The 20563-nt window shown below is 43.0% G+C and carries 13 protein-coding genes; 6 read left to right on the forward strand and 7 right to left on the reverse strand.

Going from position 1 to position 20563, the window contains the following annotated elements; translation table 11 throughout:
- Positions 1-15: 15 nt before the first annotated feature.
- From ALKIM_RS0114520 to ALKIM_RS0114540, 4 genes are all read right to left on the reverse strand, one after another.
- Positions 16-1497 carry a Gfo/Idh/MocA family oxidoreductase gene (locus ALKIM_RS0114520; protein ID WP_026475280.1) on the reverse strand — a complete coding sequence of 494 codons (1482 nt, stop codon included), beginning with the start codon at positions 1495-1497 and terminating at the stop codon, positions 16-18.
- A gap of 357 nt (positions 1498-1854) precedes the next feature.
- A complete protein-coding gene (gene yidC / locus ALKIM_RS0114525) occupies positions 1855-3714 on the reverse strand; it encodes a membrane protein insertase YidC (RefSeq protein WP_026475281.1) in 1860 nt (619 codons plus the stop codon).
- 38 nt (positions 3715-3752) lie between these two features.
- Entirely contained in the window at positions 3753-5372 is a 1620-nt protein-coding gene (locus ALKIM_RS0114530; protein ID WP_026475282.1) for a CTP synthase, read from the reverse strand.
- 346 nt (positions 5373-5718) lie between these two features.
- Positions 5719-7617, reverse strand: a complete 1899-nt coding sequence (locus tag ALKIM_RS0114540; protein ID WP_026475283.1) for a DUF349 domain-containing protein — start codon at positions 7615-7617, stop codon at positions 5719-5721.
- A 236-nt stretch (positions 7618-7853) separates the two neighbouring features.
- Between ALKIM_RS0114540 and trmD the strand changes: the two genes are divergently transcribed.
- Positions 7854-8540 (forward strand): tRNA (guanosine(37)-N1)-methyltransferase TrmD, encoded by a 687-nt coding sequence (trmD, locus tag ALKIM_RS0114545; RefSeq protein WP_235714425.1) that lies wholly within the window; start codon positions 7854-7856, stop codon positions 8538-8540.
- A 46-nt stretch (positions 8541-8586) separates the two neighbouring features.
- Here trmD and ALKIM_RS0114550 read toward each other — a convergent pair whose 3' ends face one another.
- The gene (locus ALKIM_RS0114550) at positions 8587-11451 is read right to left on the reverse strand and encodes a PD-(D/E)XK nuclease family protein (protein WP_026475285.1); all 2865 of its coding nucleotides are present in this window, start codon (positions 11449-11451) and stop codon (positions 8587-8589) included.
- Between the two features lie 53 nt (positions 11452-11504).
- Between ALKIM_RS0114550 and ALKIM_RS0114555 the strand changes: the two genes are divergently transcribed.
- Complete coding sequence (locus ALKIM_RS0114555) at positions 11505-14372, forward strand: 2-oxoglutarate dehydrogenase E1 component (protein ID WP_235714426.1); 2868 nt, start codon at positions 11505-11507, stop codon at positions 14370-14372.
- 68 nt (positions 14373-14440) lie between these two features.
- Positions 14441-15703 (forward strand): 2-oxoglutarate dehydrogenase complex dihydrolipoyllysine-residue succinyltransferase, encoded by a 1263-nt coding sequence (gene odhB, locus ALKIM_RS0114560; RefSeq protein ID WP_026475287.1) that lies wholly within the window; start codon positions 14441-14443, stop codon positions 15701-15703.
- 80 nt (positions 15704-15783) lie between these two features.
- On the opposite strand, the gene ALKIM_RS0114565 is transcribed toward odhB, so the two are convergent.
- Positions 15784-16248 (reverse strand): DUF4293 domain-containing protein, encoded by a 465-nt coding sequence (locus ALKIM_RS0114565; protein ID WP_026475288.1) that lies wholly within the window; start codon positions 16246-16248, stop codon positions 15784-15786.
- 283 nt (positions 16249-16531) lie between these two features.
- On the opposite strand from ALKIM_RS0114565, the gene ALKIM_RS0114570 reads away from it, so the two are divergent.
- Entirely contained in the window at positions 16532-17407 is an 876-nt protein-coding gene (locus tag ALKIM_RS0114570) for a nucleoside phosphorylase (protein ID WP_026475289.1), read from the forward strand.
- A gap of 98 nt (positions 17408-17505) precedes the next feature.
- Complete coding sequence (locus ALKIM_RS0114575; RefSeq protein ID WP_026475290.1) at positions 17506-18390, forward strand: transglutaminase-like domain-containing protein; 885 nt, start codon at positions 17506-17508, stop codon at positions 18388-18390.
- A gap of 6 nt (positions 18391-18396) precedes the next feature.
- Here the strand turns inward: ALKIM_RS0114575 and ALKIM_RS0114580 are convergent, their stop codons facing one another.
- The gene (locus ALKIM_RS0114580; RefSeq protein WP_026475291.1) at positions 18397-19128 is read right to left on the reverse strand and encodes an MBL fold metallo-hydrolase; all 732 of its coding nucleotides are present in this window, start codon (positions 19126-19128) and stop codon (positions 18397-18399) included.
- A 178-nt stretch (positions 19129-19306) separates the two neighbouring features.
- Here ALKIM_RS0114580 and ALKIM_RS0114585 point away from each other — a divergent pair, with 178 nt between their 5' ends.
- Complete coding sequence (locus ALKIM_RS0114585) at positions 19307-20506, forward strand: transglutaminase-like domain-containing protein (RefSeq protein WP_026475292.1); 1200 nt, start codon at positions 19307-19309, stop codon at positions 20504-20506.
- Positions 20507-20563: the final 57 nt, after the last annotated feature.

Here is a 20563-nt window from a genome sequence, read left to right on the forward strand (position 1 = left end):
TTTGGGGATTTAATATTACTTAGGCATTTCCGGCAAGGTCCAGCCTTTTCTGTATTTGTGATTGATTAGTTCAGCTGCAAAATCCTTTGCTTTGACAGGCTCTGTCCAGGTTTTGGCAAAGGTGGGATGCCCATCTCTGATTTCAAAACCATCTTCGATAACTGTGCGGATGGTTTCATCATCGCCGATGTTGGTAAAACGCATGTTTACGCCATCCCAATGAAGCTCCTTGTTAAGGGCTTGCAGGCGAACTGCCAATACCCCCATCACCACCATTTCGTTGAACGGGCCGGCTTCGTTGAAGGCCGATGATGGCTGTACACGACTTTCTGGACTCTCCTTACAGGCTCTTACCCAATCCATTTCATGACTGAGGGCTATGCGACGCTCTGTTTTAGGTGCATTGGGTACTCTGCCTGATAGCAACCATGGCTGACGACCGTAACAACCCACATGCAGAATATCTTTGGTGCCATAGAACAATACACCACCACCCTGAACGTTCATGTCTTTACCGGCAGGCCAGTTGGCTGGTTTCAATGGTTGCAGACCACCATCATACCAATGAACTTCTACTTCGGGCATGCGCACTTTGCCTGCTCTTGGACGGGCAGGGAATACCATGCGAACTTTTTGTGCTACAGGGGCACTGTCGTTAAGCAGAAGGGTTGAACTTCCTTGTACTTTTGATGGATAGCCCAGATTGAGACCTTTAAATACCGGATGTAGAATGTGACAAGCCATGTCGCCCAATGCGCCAGTGCCATAATCCCACCATCCACGGAAATTCCAGGGTGTATAAATTTCATTGTAGGGACGCATTTTGGCTGGTCCAACGAACAGATCCCAATTCAGATAATCAGGAACCCACTGTCCTTGTTTTGGAGTATTAAGCCCCTGTGGCCAGATGGGACGATCAGTAAAGGCTTCAACTCGTGTTACTTCGCCTATTTCGCCATTCTGAATCCACTCTTTTACCAGTGATACGCCTTCCTCAGATGCGCCCTGGTTGCCCATTTGGGTCGCTACTTTGTATTTTTCAGCGAGTTTGGTAAGAAGTCTTGATTCGTAAACTGTATGTGTCAGTGGTTTCTCAACATACACGTGTTTACCCATTGTAATAGCAGTAGCTGCAATAATTGCATGCGTATGGTCGGCAGTGGCTACCATCACGGCATCAATCTGGTCGCCCATCTCTTCCAGCATCTTACGCCAGTCCCAATACTTTTTTGCTTTGGGGAAATAATCGAAGCAGTTTTTAGCATATCTCCAATCCACATCGCAAAGCGCCACAATCTCTTCGCTTTCCAAGTTTTTTAGAACGGCGAAACCGCGTCCGCCTACGCCAACTCCGGCAATTCTCAGTTTGTCTCCGGGGGCTCTTTTGGCCGGACGTGCCGGCTGGGTTGCCATGGCTACATTAGGCAGAATGCTTAGTCCTACTGCTGCAGCTCCACTCTTTTGAAGGAAGTCCCTTCTTCCGATTTTTGAACTCATAGGTGTAATAAATATTAGATTGAACTTGTGTGAACTCGTTGCAATTAATTACACGCTCAGACACTCAATCTGTTCCGGAAAGACGATTGAGTGGATCGATATGATTCAAGATGAGATTTTCAGACCAAACGCTAAATTAATATAATTTTTCATTTTGTGCACCTTTTTGTTTGTTTGTTTTTAACGGAGTATGACGATACAACGCAATGAGGTTCTCTAAACGTTTCTGGACGAGTACCATTCAGTTCACTTAATTAGCACCGTTATAGTTGATAAAAGTTTATGTTCGAAAATAAGAAGCACAAAAAAAGCTGCCCCGTTTCCGAAGCAGCTCTATAATTGATTTTCTGTGAATGGTTATTTTTTCCTTCCTTTCAATTGATGTTGCTGTTTGGACATACTTTCCAAACGCTGTGCAAACTTAGATTTTTTTACAGGTTTCTTTTGGTGAGCCTGTATTTTCTTGAGTAGCAGTTTCTCATCCACAAACTGACGAATCAGTACGGTTTGACCTATTGTGATCAGGGTAGAGATGAAATAGTAGTAACTCAATCCTGATGAGTAGCTGTTGAAGAAGAACAGGAACATCACAGGCATCATATACATCATCCCTTTCATACCTGGCATCTGGTTGGTCGATTGTGTCAGTTCGGTGTTCATTTTGGTGTACACAATGTTTGTAGCAGCCATCAATAAAGTGAAAAGACTCACGTGCGCGCCATAAAATGGAATGTTGAAGGGCAGATCCAATATGGAATCGTAGGTTGATAAGTCGGTGGCCCAAAGGAATGCTTCCTGACGCAGTTCAATTGACGTAGGAAAAAACCGGAACATGGCAATCAGAATGGGCATTTGCAGTAACATAGGCAAACAACCTCCCATGGGATTTACTCCTGCCTTGCGATATAGAGCCATCACTGCTTGCTGACGCTCCAGTGCTTTATCTTTTGGTATCCGCTCGTTTATTTCATCTATCTGTGGCTTCAATACCTTCATTTTGGCCGATGAAATATAAGATTTATATGTGAGCGGGAACAATACTATCTTGATGAGTATGGTAAGCAGAAGGATGATGATTCCATAATTGGTGATGTAGCGCTCCAAAAAGTTGAACACCGGAATTACGGCAAATTTGTTTATCCATCCTAAAATACCCCAGCCTAATCTAATCAATCCATTAAGTTCAAGCTCTTTCCCATATTTATTTAGGGTATAGAAGTGGTTTGGACCAAAGTAGAAGCGGAAATCAATCTGCTGGTTGGTGGTAAAGTCAACAGGAACAACGGCTTCAGTCTTATTGTATTTCAAATAAGGGCTCTCTTCGTTTTCTTCTATTTGGGTGGATACTTGTGCACTGGCAAAGGCTTCATCAGCAATAAATACAGATGAAAAAAACTGACTTTTAAAAGCAACCCAGTGAAGCTTTGTGCGCAAATCTTTTTCGTCGTTACGTCTTGGCTTTAACCAATCAACTTCATCCTGGAAAAATTTGAAGTAGAGACCTGAATGCTCTTGTTCAAATGAACGCCCTTTTTCAAAAGCGGGCATCTTCATTTCCCAATTGAAATCAATAGATCCTCTGGGCGTGGCCATGAGGTTTGTTAGGTTTTCAGTTTTTACACTGAAATTGGTCATGTATTCCCCCTCGGGCAGAGTGTATATAAAGGAGAGTTTTTCGCCGTGCTCAGTGCCGAGCGTAAAAACAACTCCGTTCGCAGTTTTTTGTGTAAGGTCGAAGTATAGATTGTTGGTGTTGAAAACCCTGGTGTTGTGTGTAAATGAAAAACCGAACTTATTGTCATCACCATCAAATAGTATGAGGGGTTTTCCGTCGTGGGTTTTGTAGTGCTTAAGTTCTACTGAGTATATGCGTGCACCTTTGTTGGTAAAGGTGATTGCGATATTCTCATTTTCGATGGTATGAAATGATTGTTCGCCCGAAACAAATGGTGCTATTTGTCCATACATCTGACGCATACGGTTCTCCACGAGGGTGTCCGGCGCTTCGTCATGTTGAAGAACAATGCTTGTTTTTTCTGCTTCGTTGCGGATTTCGGCTGTAAGCCTTTCCTGCTCTCTCAGCATCTCCACGCGCTGGAGTGAATCCCGCTGTTGACGAATGGCTTCAACTTGCTCTTGTGATGGTTTGTTGATAAACCAGAATCCAACCAGGATTAACATTATCAGGACAAGTCCCGTTATCGAATTTCTATCCATTTTATCTTGTTACTTATACTTTGTTTTGTTGTTCGATATTATTTGGCTCCGTTTTGATTCTCAGCTATTGCAACTTTAATGAATGCCATGAATAGCGGATGGGGTTTTAGAACAGTGCTGCTATATTCAGGATGAAACTGAACGCCTACAAACCATTTGTGTTTTGGTATTTCTACAATCTCAACCAGTCCGGTGTCCGGATTGATACCGGTTGCCATCATGCCTGCCTCTTCAAAAGCTTGAAGATAGTCATTGTTGAATTCATACCGGTGTCTGTGGCGTTCCCTTATCTGTTCGGTACCATAGGCTTCAAAGGCTTTACTACCTTTTTTGAGTTTACAATCGTAGGCTCCTAAACGCATGGTTCCGCCTTTATCGGTGATGTTTTTCTGATCTTCCATCAGGTCAATTACCGGATAGGCAGTGGTATGATCCATCTCTTTTGAATTGGCTTTTTCAAGGTTGAGCACATTGCGTGAATACTCTATCACGGAGCATTGCATGCCCAAACATATACCCAAAAATGGAATATTGTTTTCTCTGGCATATTTTACAGCTGCCAATTTGCCTTCAAACCCCCGGTGTCCAAATCCTGGTGCAACCAGAATGCCTTGCAAACCCTTTAGTGCTTCAGATATTTGGTCGGGCTGTATGGTTTCACTTTGAAATAATTTTATTTCAACCTTATGATCGTTGTACGTGGCTGCATGAATCAGTGCTTCAATAATCGATTTATAGGCATCGGCAAGTTCAACATATTTGCCCACCAATCCAATTTTTACTGTTTTTTTGGCGTTGTTGAGTTTCGACAGAAATGCTTTCCAATCCTTTAGCTCTGGTTTGGTATCAATTGGCAGACGTAGTTTTTCCAGAACGATTTCGTCCAGACCCTCTTCCTGCATCTTTACCGGCACTTCGTATATGGATTTCACATCGATGGACTGAATCACTGCTTTGCTATCCACATTGCAGAAAAGCGCCACCTTTTTTCGAATGTCTAAAGCCAAATGCTTTTCGGTACGCAGAACCAGTATGTCGGGCTGAACACCAATTTCCAGAAGGGCTTTTACAGAGTGCTGGGTTGGCTTGGTTTTGAGCTCTCCACTGGCTGCAAGGAACGGAACCAAAGTAAGGTGAATCACGATGGCTCTGGAGCCCAGCTCCCATTTCAACTGACGCACCGCTTCAATATAGGGTAATGACTCTATATCGCCAACTGTTCCGCCAATCTCAGTAATGACCACATCAAACTTGTGTTTGTTGCCCAAAAGTTTGATGTTCCGCTTTATTTCATCAGTAATATGTGGAATAATCTGAACGGTTTTGCCCAGAAAATCGCCTCGTCGTTCTTTGTTGATGACGTTTTGATAGATTCGTCCTGTGGTAACGTTGTTGGCCTGTGAGGTGGGAACGTTAAGAAAACGCTCGTAATGCCCCAGGTCGAGGTCTGTTTCGGCACCGTCTTCAGTAACATAGCACTCTCCATGTTCGTATGGATTGAGTGTTCCCGGATCCACGTTCAGATAAGGATCCAGTTTTTGTATGGTAACTCTATACCCTCTGGCCTGTAGTAGTTTGGCTAGAGATGCGGAGATTATACCTTTACCTAATGAAGAGGCAACCCCTCCTGTAACAAAAACATAACGAGTATCCGGCACGGCGTAAACAGTTTAAAATTTTACATGACAATGCACGGGGCATGTTCTGTTAGTTCGGTCTGGATAACAGATTGTTAGAGTGTTTTTACCCCTGATGCAAAAAAAATTAAGTGACAAAGGTAACAAAATCATTTCTAAAATTTTTCAACCACTGCCAGATGTTTCAAAACATCATATCTATTAGGTTGCATGATAAACCGTTTGATTTTTTGTCATAGTTTAAAAAAATGCCCGCTACTCAATCAATACGCTTTGCAACTTTACCACCCTGAGAGGTTATATAAAAGGGTTGCAGTTTGTCTCTCTGCAACCCTTGGCTTTCTTTTTTTTAATGGTTCGTGATGATTTATAGCATCTCGTCAATCAAATCAAGTTTTTTGTTGAGCAACTTAATGTTTCGTTTTCCGTTTTCAATTTTGTGTTTGAAGTCACGTACCAGAGCATCAGAGTTTTTTGATTTGGCGAAGAATCCAATGTTGTTCTCCCACAATACAATGTCATTCTCTAGTTGCTTGAGTTTGGTCATTATTTTGTTGCGTTCCTGTCCAATTTTCTCGTTAAACTGGCTGGTTGCTTTCCAGTTTTCCAGCTTGTTTCTGAATTTTTGCAGGTTTTTATTTACTTCATCCAGATTCAGATGGTCAAATTTTTGATTGATGATGTTTCTGAACTCTTGGTTTATACGCTCTTTGTCCTGAATGGGCACAAAACCAATTTCCGACCAGCGGCGTTGAAACTCCTGTAGGGTAGAGAAGCATTTTTCGCTGTCCTCTTCCATGTTAAGCTGTTTCAGCTCTTCAATTATCTCTTCTTTCAGTTTCAGATTGCTGGCTTGCTCTTCATCTATGTAGCTGAAAAACTGCGATTTTCTATCGAAGAAGTAGTCACAGGCCTCTCTGAAACGTTTCCAGATGGCATCCGATTGCTTGCGTGGTACCGGTCCAATCTCTTTCCATTTTTTCTGGATGCGAATAAATTCGTCGGTGGTTTTTTTCCAGTCGTGACTCTCTTTCATCGCCTCTGCCTGAATGCAGAGTTCTGTCTTTAGTTGAAAGTTGTTTTGCTGATCTTCTTTGTATGATTTAAAGTAATCCCTTTTTTTGTTGAAGAACTCATCACATGCTTTGCGAAAACGATCATAAACCTGATTGTTCTCTTTCTTTGGGGCAAAACCTATTGTTTTCCATATTTGCTGTAGGTCAATTAGTTGCTTGCTTTTGTCTTCCCAATCGCGTGGCGAAACAATGTCATCTTTAATGAGCGCTTCAGCCTTTTCACAAAGTTCTGTTTTAGCCTCAAGATTTTTCTTAAGTTGGTTCTTTAAGGATTCAAAGTGTTCTTGTTGTTTCTGATTGATTTTGGCTGTAGCAGCTTTAAAACGTTCCCACAGCTCTTCCTTCTTTTCGCGCAGAACGGGGCCTATTTCGCGCCATTGGTCATGATATTTCTGGAGTGTTTTAAACGCTTTTACCGGAGATGTTTCCAAAAGCAGTTCTTCGGCTTTTTCGCAAAGAGCCAATTTTGCTTCGCAGTTTTTCTTTAAATCAAGATCCCGAAGTTCATTGTTTATCTTTATGTAATTATAGAAGTTTTCTACGTGCAGGTGAAATGTCTCCCAAAGGTCGTGAAGTTTGCTTTGTGGCACAGGTCCAATTTCGCGCCATTTTTGTTGCAGCGTTCTGAATTCATGAAAAGTGTCATTAAGAGATTCCTGACGGTTCACCAGGTCTTTAATGGCTTCAATCACCTCATATTTGGCCTGCAGATTTTTCTCTTTCTCGTGTTCTTGCGTTACCCGCTCTTCATCTCGCTTGGTTCTGTATTCGTAAAGCAGTGCTGAGAACTCCTTTTGTGTCATATCGGGTTGGGGCGAAAAATTCTCTTCGGCCTCTCCCGATTCCAGAAACTTTCTTCGCTGTTCATCCTCAATCTCTTTGGAGGCCTCATCAAAAACTTCGCGAATGACATCTACATGCTCTTTTATTTCAGAGATGGGATGATTGCGTAACAGTTTTTTAAAGGCATCGGTAAGTTGCTCCCTCGAGAATGATGCGTAATCGGTATCTTCAACAGGAGCGACTTCTTCCTGATGCTTTTCATGCGTATGCTCAGTGGATTCTGATGCGTGAATGTTATCGCCCTGCATTTCTGCATTATCAGAGGGTGCAGGGGTATCGCCGGAAGAGTGTTCCGTGTTCAAATTCAACCCGTCCAGGGAGGATTTGTTTAGTTCATTAGCTTCCATCACCACAGGTGTTTGGGGGGTGCAACATTTTCTGTTTTGTTAAAAAATCCAATTTAAACCAACACTCGGCTTTTCCCGGCATAAATAGTTCGGGGGGATTTTTTAATTTATTCTCCTGTTATTGAGAAAATAATCTACGAATATATCACATTGCCGCCAATGGTCAAAGTTTTTTAAAAAAAACCTTTAGACTAACGGTCTCGGTCTCTTTACTATCTTTGTAACAAATTTGAATAATGATGCGCATTGATATTCTGACTTTATTTCCCGATATGTTTCAGGGGCCATTTAGCGAATCTATTATCCGCAGAGCTGTTGATCAAGGCTCAGTTGAAATATTTTTGCACGACATTAGGGATTATTCTGAAGATAAGCATAAAAAAGTGGATGATTATCCTTTTGGTGGCGGCGCTGGAATGGTGATGCAACCTGGCCCGATTGCAGCTCTTATGGATAAACTGATGGCAGAACGTGAGTATGATGATATCATCTATATGACACCTGACGGGCAACGCCATAGTCAGCATTTGGCCAATCAGCTCTCTCTGAAAACCAATCTGATAATTCTTTGCGGTCATTACAAAGGTGTTGATCAACGCATTCGTGATCACTATATCACATGCGAGGTGTCAATTGGCGATTATGTGCTCACAGGTGGTGAACTGGCAGCTGCAGTGGTGGTCGATTCGGTGGTGAGACTCATCCCAGGTGTTATCTCTGATGAAACATCGGCACTTACTGATTCTTTTCAGGATGGATTGCTTGCTCCGCCGGTTTATACACGCCCTGCCAATTTTCGCGGCTGGCAGGTGCCTGAGGTACTGCTATCCGGACACCAGGCCAAAATTGACCAGTGGCGCGAAGATATGGCCTGGCAGCGCACGCGCAAACTGCGTCCGGACCTGCTTTCCGATGAATCTTAGAAAATGCTTTTTTGAAGCTGACGGTGCAATAAGTGCATCGATTTAATTAACTCTTAAGGCAGTTGGTGCTGTAGATGCAATATTTGCAACTGTCAGTATTGTCGGTTTGTGTAAAATCAATTTCTTTGTTAAATAGCTGAATGAGTGCTTCCTGAAGCATCTCTGCATACTGGTCTTCTACCGTGTGTAAAGTCAGTAGCTCTTTCTGTTTGTTTTCTTTCAGATAGATGTTACTGTCATAATTTTCCTTAAACAGTGTTTTCACTGTGATTACCCCAGGAATGATGGGCAATTTGTTGTCGGTTTGCTTTTTAACCATTGAATATAAGAGCGTTTGAAAGATGGCTTTATATTCTGCATGATCTTTCTGTGAGAATAGTTTGGCAATATCATCAATCTCTTTTTTGGCAGATCCTGTTTTGTAGTCAAGAATCCTTAAATATCCATCTTTCTCATCTGTTCGGTCAATGGTGCCGCCAATGTTTACGATGAGGCCATTGCCCAGATTAAAACGGCCGGATACTTTCTCTTCGAGAGCCAGAAGTTTGAATGGTGCTGCCTCGGCCTCAACTTTTAGAAACCGGACAATATATTTGTGAATGATTTCATAGATAAGGGTGTTTTTTCCCTGTAAGTCATTGAATACGTTTGTTTTTTCCTTGACAAAGGGTATGTTTTCGGCAAACACGGAGTCCATAACTTCTTTTATGCGCGTTTTGTTGTTCGCAACTGTCTCAAGTTCTTGGCTTGTGATAGTTTGTCCAACGTAGGGTTTGTACAGGGCTTCCACAATTTGATGAAAGAGGTTGCCAAAGACCCGTGGATCAAGGTCTTCACTTATCTCTTCCGGCTCCTTTATGTTGGCAACATACCTGTAATAGAATTTTAGCGGACATTCCAGATAGATGCTTAGGGCACTTGGCGAGAGATCACGACCATCTGCTTGTGTCCATTTCTCCAATATCTGCATCACCTGCTCATTCTTTGAGGCTTTCATTTCAGGTTGCTTCGGAATGGTGACAAGTTGCTGCATGGTTTCCATGGTTATTTTGCCCGGATACTCATAATAGAGTTGCTGCAAAAAACGACTCATCTCCGCTTCTTCAGTAAGCGATTTGGTTGTGGTATATATCAGTTTCACGTTTTTTGCTCTGTGAATAAGCCTGTAGAAGTAGTATGCAAAGATGGCATCCTGATTGTCGATGGTAGGAAGCCCATGCCCTTTACGAAGGTTAAAAGGAATGAACGAGTCGGGAGGAGAGGTTTTTGGAAAAACCCCTTCATTGAGACCGGTAATCACCAGATTGTCAAAATCGAGTGCTCTGGTTTCCAGAATTCCCATCACCTGAAGTCCACTCAACGGTTCGCCTCTGAATGGCACCGACTGCTGCATTGCCATACGTTTAAACAGCATTTGCCATGTGTCTGGCGATGGTTCCTGCTTCAGTTCTGATAGGATGTCTGACAACCGCTTTAGGCTTGTGTAAAGAAAATATACGAACTCTCTTTCCACCTCTGTACCCTCTTTTTTTTCCAGCTGTTTATAAATCAACATCAGTAAGTTGTTCAGGTATCCCGTTAGGGCGCCGGCACTTTCAATTTTTATGAAAATGGAGGCCAGTAATGGTGAACCGGTTAACCTGTGACCTTCGACAAACAGATGGTTGGAAGCAATAAGCTCGCGCAAAAGTTCGGCATTCTCTCCTTCCAGAATCGCTTCCATATACTGATGCCGCAACACTTCGAGCACGTTACGGTGATAAAACCATGTTTTTCCTTCCCGCGTAACACGTGTTGTTTTCTGCATTGCCAGAAGATTTTCAACCAGTGCAAAGGCGGGTGTGTTTTTCAGCGGAAAACCGAGTGTGATGTTTATGGATTGGTAAGCGTCCGGAATGGAGTGCATGGTTGGCATCAGTTGTTGCTCATCGGCCAGTACGAGGGCTGTTTTTTCCGGCTCTTCATTCCTTTGACTGATCTGTTTTAAACAGTCGTGTGCAATTTGCGCCTGCACAAGGTCATTGGCTGCAGCGGCAATGGTGATGTCGGGAAAACTCTTTGGCAGTGGGGCTTTCCAGTTTTTCAGCTCAGGGAAATCATTCAGGTTGGCCTTTATAAATCGGGTGGCTTCATGTTGTACATGCTGAAGACTTGATTCTTTGTTTAATATCCATTGAGGGTAATCCCAGTAAAAATCTGCTTTCCCTTGTATATTTAGATAGTTGAAAATGACTTTTTCACAACTGTTAAGTGCATTAAAGCCTGCAAAAATAGTTCTCTTATATGGTGTTGCCAGTGCCCGATCTGTTCTGGTTTTTTCGGCTACACGCCTTAATACCATTCCACTGTATGCAATACCCTGTGCATCAAGTTTATGTCGAAAATCTTCATATAGCGTATAAAGTTTTTCCCAAACGGCCAGAAATTGCTCTTGCTGTCTGGAGAGCCGTTCCGGATCAAAACTGCTCCAAAAGAGCTGGATGGCCTTAACTTGTTCAGGTTGCAAATGTTGGTAATCTATATCGAGTGCTTTAATGGCAGCCAAATTGGCAAAAACCTGATTTGGATCGGCCAGATACTTATCGATGTCGTTAAAATCGCTCAGTAACATCTCACCCATTGGCAAAAACTCATCAATCGAAATATTCGATTGCATAACCTTTTGATAACTAAGGTGGAGGTTGAATAACAAAGTGATGGGGTCGGCCACAGGGGTTGAGTCTATCTCTTCGAAAAATTCATTTATGGTTATTACCTTTGGCGCCCAAACTGCCTTTGGCGTTTTTTCCGAAAGATATTTATTGAAAAACAGACCTGCACGTCGGCTTGGAAAAACAAAACAAAATTCGTCTATTTCTGTTAAATGATATTGAATGTGATGTTCTGCCAGTTGTTCCAGAAAAGTTTGCATTATTTTCACGAAATTAGTGTGACGTTCAAAGATAGTTTAAAGTTCCAGGATATGTGAATATCCGAAAATTATATCAAATCAGCATCAGACAAATAAGCGATATGGATGATTTCTCATTTTTAAGCAATAGCGAACCGCAGGCAATTGAAGAACTGTACAATCAATACAAAAAGGACCCATCGTCGGTTGATTCAGGGTATGCTACCTTTTTTAAAGGTTTTGATTTTGCGCTTGAAAATTTTCAACCATTACCCGAGCAGGTAATCAGCAAGGAGTTTAATGTAATCAACCTCATTCACGGTTACCGGCAGCGTGGCCATCTTTTCACTAAAACAAATCCGGTAAGGGCTAGGCGTCAGTATTTTCCGACACTGGATTTGGAAAATTTTGGCTTGTCAGAAGCTGAACTGGATACGGTCTTTCAGGCCGGTAGTCAGATAGGAATTGGCCCGGCACCACTACGCGATATCGTTAAGCACTTGCAGGATACTTATTGCTTATCGGTAGGTGTGGAGTATCTTTATGTTCGGCGCCCCGAGGTTGTTAGCTGGCTAAGAGACAGGATGGAACCCGTGCGTAACCTTCCGGCTTATGATTCTGCCAAAAAACTGGAGATATTTCGTCAACTTAAGCGTGCCGTAGGTTTTGAAGACTTTGTACATAAAAAATTTGTGGGTCAGAAACGGTTCTCTCTTGAAGGCTCCGAAGGTCTTATTCCCGGTTTGATGGCGCTTATTCAGAAAGGCGCTGAAATGGGCGTGGATGAGTTTGTGATGGGAATGGCGCACCGTGGCAGGCTAAACGTGCTTACCAATATTCTGGGCAAACCATATCGCAAGGTGTTTAAAGAGTTTGTGGCCGATGAGTATGATGACAATGTTTCACTCGGTGATGTGAAATACCACCTTGGGTACGACAATTATATTGATACAAAATCCGGTAAAAAAGTGAGGCTGTGCCTATTGCCAAACCCATCGCATCTGGAAGCTGTTACACCGGTGGCAATCGGCCTGACTCGCGCACGCGTGGATCATGCCTACAACAGCAATTTTAACAAAGTTGTGCCTGTAATCATACACGGTGATGCGGCTATTGCTGCGCAGGGTGTGGTGTATGAAGTGGTTCAAATGGCCAAGTTGCCGGGCTATCAGACCGGCGGTACCATCCATGTGGTGGTGAACAACCAGGTTGGCTTTACCACCAATTATCTCGAAGCCCGTTCAAGTACCTATTGCACCGATGTTGGAAAGGTTACCAATAATCCTGTATTTCACGTCAATGGTGACGATGCAGAGGCTGTGGTGTATGTTTTTGAGCTGGCGCTCGAGTATCGGCAACGGTTCAATACCGATGTCTTTATTGATATTCTATCTTACAGGAAATATGGGCACAACGAGGGCGATGAGCCCCGTTTCACACAGCCAACACTTTATAAGGCCATCGCTTTGCATCCAAACCCACGCGACCTTTATGCACGTCAGCTTATTGCGCAAGATGTATTTAATCAGTCAGATTTCCAGCGACTTATTGATGATTTTAACAATCATCTTGAAAAAGAGTATGATGCATCGGGAGAAATAGATAAAATGTCAATTGCCCGGTTCATGCCCGATTTGTGGGATAATTTCCGTTACCCAAAGCGCACCGATTTTGATCTGCCGGTATCTACGGGTGTTTCAATCGAAATATTGACAGATTTGTGCAATAAATTGAGTCATCTTCCCGATGACAAGCCTTTCTTTCCTAAAGTACAAAAAATTCTGGAGGACAGGAAAAAGGCCTTTACTGCCGGAAAAGTGGATTGGGCCATGGCCGAACTTCTGGCTTATGCCACCCTTGTCAACGAGGGCAATCCGGTGCGTTTAAGTGGCCAGGATGCCGAACGGGGTACATTTGCACATCGCCATGCCAGTTTTACCGTGGAGGATATGAATGAGCGCTACACGCCAATGAAGCATCTCGACGACAATCCGCTCTCTTTCAATGTATTCAATTCGCCATTGTCCGAGTATGGTGTGATGGGCTTTGAATATGGTTACGCTCTTGGTGTGCCTGAAGGATTAACTATATGGGAGGCGCAGTTTGGTGATTTTTACAATGTAGCTCAGGTTATTGTTGACCAGTATATAAGTTCGGCAGAGGAGAAATGGGGCTTGATGAATGGCCTTGTGTTGTTTTTGCCGCACGGTTTCGAAGGGCAGGGGCCTGAACACTCCAGTTCACGAATAGAACGGTTCTTATCTCTTGCTGCGCGAAACAACATGCAGGTGTTAAACTTTACGACTCCCGGCAACTTGTTTCATGCATTGCGCCGTCAGGTGAAACGTGATTTCAGAGTACCTATGGTGGTGTTTACGCCCAAAAGTTTGTTAAGACATCCCAAATGTGTTTCTTCGTTGAGTGAACTGGAGAAGGGGGTATTCAAACCTGTAATAGATGATGCCAATGTGGATGCTGCTTTAGTTACCCGTGTGGTGCTATGCTCCGGGAAGGTTTATTACGATTTGTTGGCTCGAAAAGAGGAGTTGGATGCCAAAGATGTTGCGCTGGTAAGAATAGAGCAATTGCATCCATTCCCAGCCCAAGAGGTGGAGGCAATTTTAAAGAACTATCCCAAGGCGCTTTTAACGCTTTGGGTGCAGGAGGAGCCGGTGAATATGGGCGCCTGGAACTACATTCGGAGCATGATGGATAATCACCAGCTTGTGCCGGTTGCACGTATCGCAAGTGCAAGCCCTGCTACCGGTCTCACCGGCCTTCACAATATAGGACAAAACGAAATCATCAACAAGGTCTTTAAAAAGTGTCATTGCGAACTTAAGCTGCCCTACTGTAGTCTTAACTGCATGGAGGGAAAGACCAGAGAAGAGATACTTAAAGCTCATAACTATTTTGTTGAAACCTCCCGTTTCTCAATATAATAAGGATGCATAGAATAAAGTTTTCGATGCTCATACTTGCAACCAAAACAATAGAATAACATACTGATATGGTTATAGATGTAAAGGTGCCCACGCCGGGGGAATCAATTGCAGAAGTGGAAGTTGCCGTTTGGCATGTGTCAAGTGGCGATTTGGTAAGGAAAAATCAGGAATTGGCTGACATTGAGTCTGATAAGGCTACGCTCTCTCTCACAGCGCCCGAATCGGGCAAAATAGAAATCTTAGTTGAAGCCGGCACAACGGTTAAGGTCAATTCTATCGCTTGTCGCATCGATGGTTCGGTGGCCGTACCTGAGCAAAGCCCTGCGCCTGATGCTGGGTTAACCGCTGCCAATACCAATGTAGAGGCAAAAGCAACTGAGGATGTGAAGCCCTCTTCCGAACCTGAAAAAGCCACCGATGAATCAAAGGTAAAGCATCCTGATATAAAAGTTACCCCTTTGGCACGCGAGAAGATGGATGCTGAGAATATCCAGATGGATGAGCTGTTGGCTGGTCTGCGCAAGCTTACCTCTAAAGATGTGGATGCCTATCTCGAGTGGCAAAAATCCGGTACCAATGGCGACAGTGCTGGCTCAAACCGTGAGATGAATCGTTCACGAATGTCGCAGTTGCGAAAACAGCTAAGTAAGAGGTTGGTGCAAGTGAAGAATGAGACGGCCATGCTAACCACTTTCAATGAAGTGGATATGTCTGCACTCATGAACTTAAGGCGTAAATATCAGGATGAATTTGTGAAAAAATACGGCTTTAAGATAGGGCTGATTTCGTTTTTTCTTAAAGCTGCGGCCAATGCACTGAAGTTGCATCCAATGGTTAACAGTATGATTGATGGTGATGAAATTCTATCACCGGGCTACATCGACATATCGGTTGCGGTGCAATCACCCAAAGGATTAATGGTGCCTGTGATACGCAATGTGGACAAGTTGTCGCTGCCTCAGATTGAGTTGGAAATGCAGCAAATGGCAGAGAAAGCCAAGGCAGGAAAAATCTCTCTGGAGGAGATGACCGGCGGTACCTTCACCTTAACCAATGGAGGGGTGTTTGGCTCAATGCTTTCAACACCGCTGATTAATCCTCCGCAGTCAGCTATTATTGGCATGCACAATATCACTGATCGCCCCGTGGCTATTAACGGAAAAGTAGAAATCCGTCCGATGATGTATGTGGCTCTAAGCTATGACCATCGACTTATTGATGGCAAGGATTCGGTTGGCTTTCTACTGGATGTGAAGCGGATGATAGAGAATCCTGCTTCGCTCTTATCTGGTGGAAAAAATCCCGATAAATTGCTCTTGGGATTGTAGGCAATAATTTGAATGATAAAAACCGGGCTTTGAAAATTAAGCGTTTCAAAGTCCGGTTTAATTTTTTCTCGGAGCCGTTGTTACCTGATTCTGTCTAAACTGCGAACCAATGCTTCATCTTTTCCAATTGCGCGTATTGCTAAAAATACCAAAACCATTGAAACAAGAGGAGCTACGAGTGGCCAGTTAAATGAGAGTTCTGCGTTCAACTCGCTGGCGGCCATCTTTCCAAAGAAAAAAATCATGACCGACAAACCCAGAAGCAAGCCCATATTTAAGCCACACAGCCGTATTTGCAGCAATCTCTTTTTATAAAGAAAGATTGACACAGCCGTTACCAAAACGGTAACTATCAAAAGCATGTTCAATGCCAGCGCAGGCATAGCTACTTGCACTATATCTTCGGCGCCTGTGAGTACTATTCCCTTATTGGTTAATGTGTATAGCGAATCGGCAGTGGCCAACTGAGCCAGATCCAGAAAGAACAGACTGCCCGTTAAAATAAGGGCACACAGCAAAAACAATGATTGGATTCTTTGTATCATGATCTTTTTTTTGCCAAAATTAGTAAGATTCATCTAATATGAAGGAATTAATCTACTCTTTGCGCACCATAATCTGAAAGTTTTATTCCTTTGCCTGCAGTTTCTCTGCCAACTACCTAAAATTAGGTGTAGATTGGCATTCAGTGTTTATTATTTAAATAATTTTACCTGTTAAATAAATTCAGAACACTGAGTTAACCCAATATTAACAGGGTGTTGATAAGAATTTTATTGGTAATTCGTATTTTTTTTATTAATTTGATAGTTACTAAAAATGATTAGTATGAGTAGGATAGCTGATTCCGAATTGATCATAAATGCTGACGGAAGCGTTTTTCATCTTCATATCAAACCAGGTCAACTTGCCAAAAAAGTTATTTTGGTAGGCGATCCGGGGCGGGTTGATACGGTTGCCGGTTTTTTTGATGGTGTTGACCATCAGGGAGCTAATCGTGAGTTTCTATGGAAAACCGGAAGATTCAGCGGTACGGAGGTCACAGTTTTGTCATCGGGAATAGGCACTGATAACATTGATATTGTATTAAACGAGCTGGATGCTCTGGTAAATGTTGATTTTGACTCACGGATGCCTAAATCGTCGCATACTTCACTTGAGATTGTGCGAATTGGCACATCTGGCTCCCTTCAAAAGGATTTGCCCGTGGATAGCTGGCTCCTGAGTCAAAAAGCAATTGGTTTCGATGGGTTATTGAATTTTTACGATGGACGAGGTGAGGTGTGTGACCTGCCTTTTGAATCTGAGTTTGTAAAATATACCGGTTGGAAACACGAATTGCCTGCCCCATATACCGTCAATGCTGACAACTATTTATTGGAACGCCTCAACAGCGAGAAAGTAGTCAAAGGTGTTACTATTTCAGCACCCGGATTCTATGGCCCGCAGGGACGAATCATTCGACTTCCACTGTCAATGCCCGGAATAAACGATAGAATATCGGAATTCAGGTTTAATAATCTGCGAGTTACGAATTATGAAATGGAGTGCTCTGCAATTTACGGACTCTCGGCATTGCTAGGGCACAAAGCAGCCACTGTTTGTGCCATAATTGCAAACCGAATGGCTGGTGAATACAGTAAAGATTATAAAAAAGTAGTGAAGGAACTTATTGAATATGTGCTGACCGCACTTACTAAGTAGGTGGGTTGGGAAATTTTTGGGGCTAATTGGAACTGAAAGTCTGAGGGTTTGATATATATATATGTGTTTCTGTTGATTTAATCCGATACTAAGCTTGTATGGATAAAAATAAAGTCATCGCCTTAATCAGCCTTTTAGATGATCCCAACGAGGAGATCTTTAGCACGGTTGAAGGCGAGTTATTAAAAGAGGAGGTCGACATTGTTCCGGAGCTGGAAAAAGCCTGGGAGTTGACCCTGGATTCCGCGTATCAGAAACGGATTGAAAATCTCATTCATACATTGCAATTCCGTGATGTAAAATCCAGACTTCGCGCCTGGCTGCAGTCACCAGACGATGATCTGCTCTTTGGTGCTTTCCTTGTGTCCAGATTTCAATATCCCGAACTGCGTTATGAAGACATCAATGACAAGATTAATCAGTTGCGTAAAGATGTCTGGCTTGAGCTGAATGATCATCTTACTGCTCTCGAAAAAGTGCGAATCATCAATCACATCCTTTTTGATGTGCATGGCTTTTCGCGCAACAACAGCAACTTTATGTCGGCTCAGAATTCGTTTATCTGTGATGTGCTCGATACCCGAAAAGGAAATCCCATATCTTTATCAGTCATATATTCTGTAATAGCTCAGCGTCTTGGAATTCCTGTTTATGGTGTAAATCTGCCTAAGAATTTCATCCTGGCCTATCTCGATGATTCTGCAGAGTTCTCTTCAACCGATAAAGGTTCCGAGGTGCCTGTTCTCTTTTACATTAATCCCATCAATAAAGGAGCTGTTCTTGGTCGTAAAGAGATCGAGTTTTTTGTGCAGCAACAAAAATTGGAGCCAAAAGTCTCTTACTTTCTGCCATGCAGCAATAAAGACATCGTACAGCGTATGCTCAACAATATTCTGTATGCTTATGAAAGCACAGGCCAAACGTCCAAAGCCGATGAGGTACAGGAGCTGTTATCCTTGTTTGGCGACATTCCTAAGGCTTGATTTGATTTAGAAGTTTCGGATGCGAACCTCGATCTCCTCTTCATATTCAAGAAGTTCTTCCAGCTCATCCAGGTTTGTCTGCCCAAAACGAAAGTGATAGGGATAGAGAACTCTGGGTTGTATCATCATGGCTGCATTGGCTACCATTTCAGGTGTCATGGTAAATGGTAGGTTCATCGGCAAAAAGGCCACATCAATGTTTTTTATCTGCTTCATTTCCGGTATATCCTCGGTATCTCCGGCCACATAAACTCTATACTCACCAAAGTTGATTATGTAACCGTTTCCTACACCTTTGGGATGATACGGTTGTCCATCGTTACGCAGGTGTACGACATTGTATGCCGGCACTGATTCAATCAGGATACCAGCAATGTTAAGCGATTCGTTATTCGACAAAACAAAACCTTCCTTCAGAATATTGTAGCATGTTGGTGTGAGCACAAATTTCGTGTCATCCTTTCGTATTAAGTTGATGGCAATCGTATCTAAATGATCCTGATGCTCGTGCGTAATCAGTATCAAATCTGCCTTGGGTAGTTCACTGTAATCGGCTACACGACTGAAGGGATCCACGTGTATGTTCATTCCGTTATAGCTGAACATCAAACTGCCATGTCCTACAAACCATGTTTCCAAATCAAAACTTTCTGTCTCAAAGATGTCTTTGCTCACTTGTCCCATCGTGAGAACCGGAACAAGCACAATGCAGCAAACGAAAAGCATAAACCGTTTCATATTCTTATTTATTGATGAAAAACAAATTTAACCACAATGTTCTATCAATTCAAAATTTGTTTGATGTGATTGTTTCATTACTCTTCACAACTAAAGGTGTGTTAAATTCAATAGATTAAGCTCGAAGTGCGAAAAAATAATATAACTTAGCAATCTTTATTGAAAATATAATATAAGTATGACCAAATCATTTGCTTTAAAACTGTTACTGTTCGTTGCAATTGTTCTTGGCGGATGTCATCCAAAGAACAAGGGCATACCAGCTCATTATCTACCGATGCTTGAAGCGGCTTTTGTAAAGGCTGGTGCCAATGCCATTGAAATTGAGAGGGCTTTGTATGATAGTCCCTACGCGCAGCGCGAGGGCATGGCATTTATCATTTCGCACATGCCCGAACACGATCTTCAAACGCTCACGGCAGCGTTTCTTCTTGAGAATGCCCACTATGCTTACCATGCCCGGGAAGTGTTTCCCTGGGGGCGTGAATTGCCGGACTCGGTATTTTACAACGATGTGTTGCCATACGTGATTCTGAATGAGACCCGTGACAACTGGCGGAAGGATTTTTTTGAGCGTTTTTCGCACTATCTGGAGGGCGTAACAACCATTCAGGCTGCCGTGGATACCATCAATAAGGTAATTCGGGATGAAGTGTTGGTCGATTACAGTACCAAACGCGATAAGCCGGACCAAAGCCCGTATGAATCCATGCGCATCAATATGGCATCATGTTCCGGTTTGTCCATCTTACTTACCGATGCTTTTAGGGCGGTCGCTATCCCATCGCGGATAGCTGGCACACCAAACTGGCACGATATGCGTGGTAACCACAATTGGAATGAAGTCTGGATAGAAGGAGAGTGGTATTTCACCGAGTACTATTCCAGCGGGCTTAACCAGAGTTGGTTTCTGGCCGATGCCGGAAAAGCCGACCCAAACAATCCTGAAACATCAATTTTTGCCAGTTCGTGGAAAACTACCGGAAGGCATTTCCCTTTGGTCTGGGCTCGTAACAACCACTCGGTACCAGGCTTAAACGTAACGGAACGATATCTGGCCATTTATCAGGCCGATGAAGCCCTAAAGGCAAGCAATCTTAATAAGGTTGCCATCGAAGTGAGGATGTTTCGCAATGCCAATGCCAGAAGTGGCGATGAGCGCGTCAGGACAAGGGTTGAACTACTGCTGGGTAAGGATACCGTTGGTTTTGGCTATACCAGCGGACCAACTCAGGATATGAATGATGTGCTTACCTTTTATGTAGATCAAAATAGTGAGTTTACGCTGGCTTACAGTGATTTTGCAGGTGAACCGGTGCAACAGACCTTGAAATCAGGCGTTGATAAGATGCAGATGCAACTGAACTTTGAAAAGTGATGCTGTTTTGCTAATCTCGTTTCATTGAATTTTGCCGATACAAATAACAAAAAAACC

The organism is Alkaliflexus imshenetskii DSM 15055 (assembly GCF_000517065.1).
GTDB lineage: Bacteria > Bacteroidota > Bacteroidia > Bacteroidales > Marinilabiliaceae > Alkaliflexus > Alkaliflexus imshenetskii.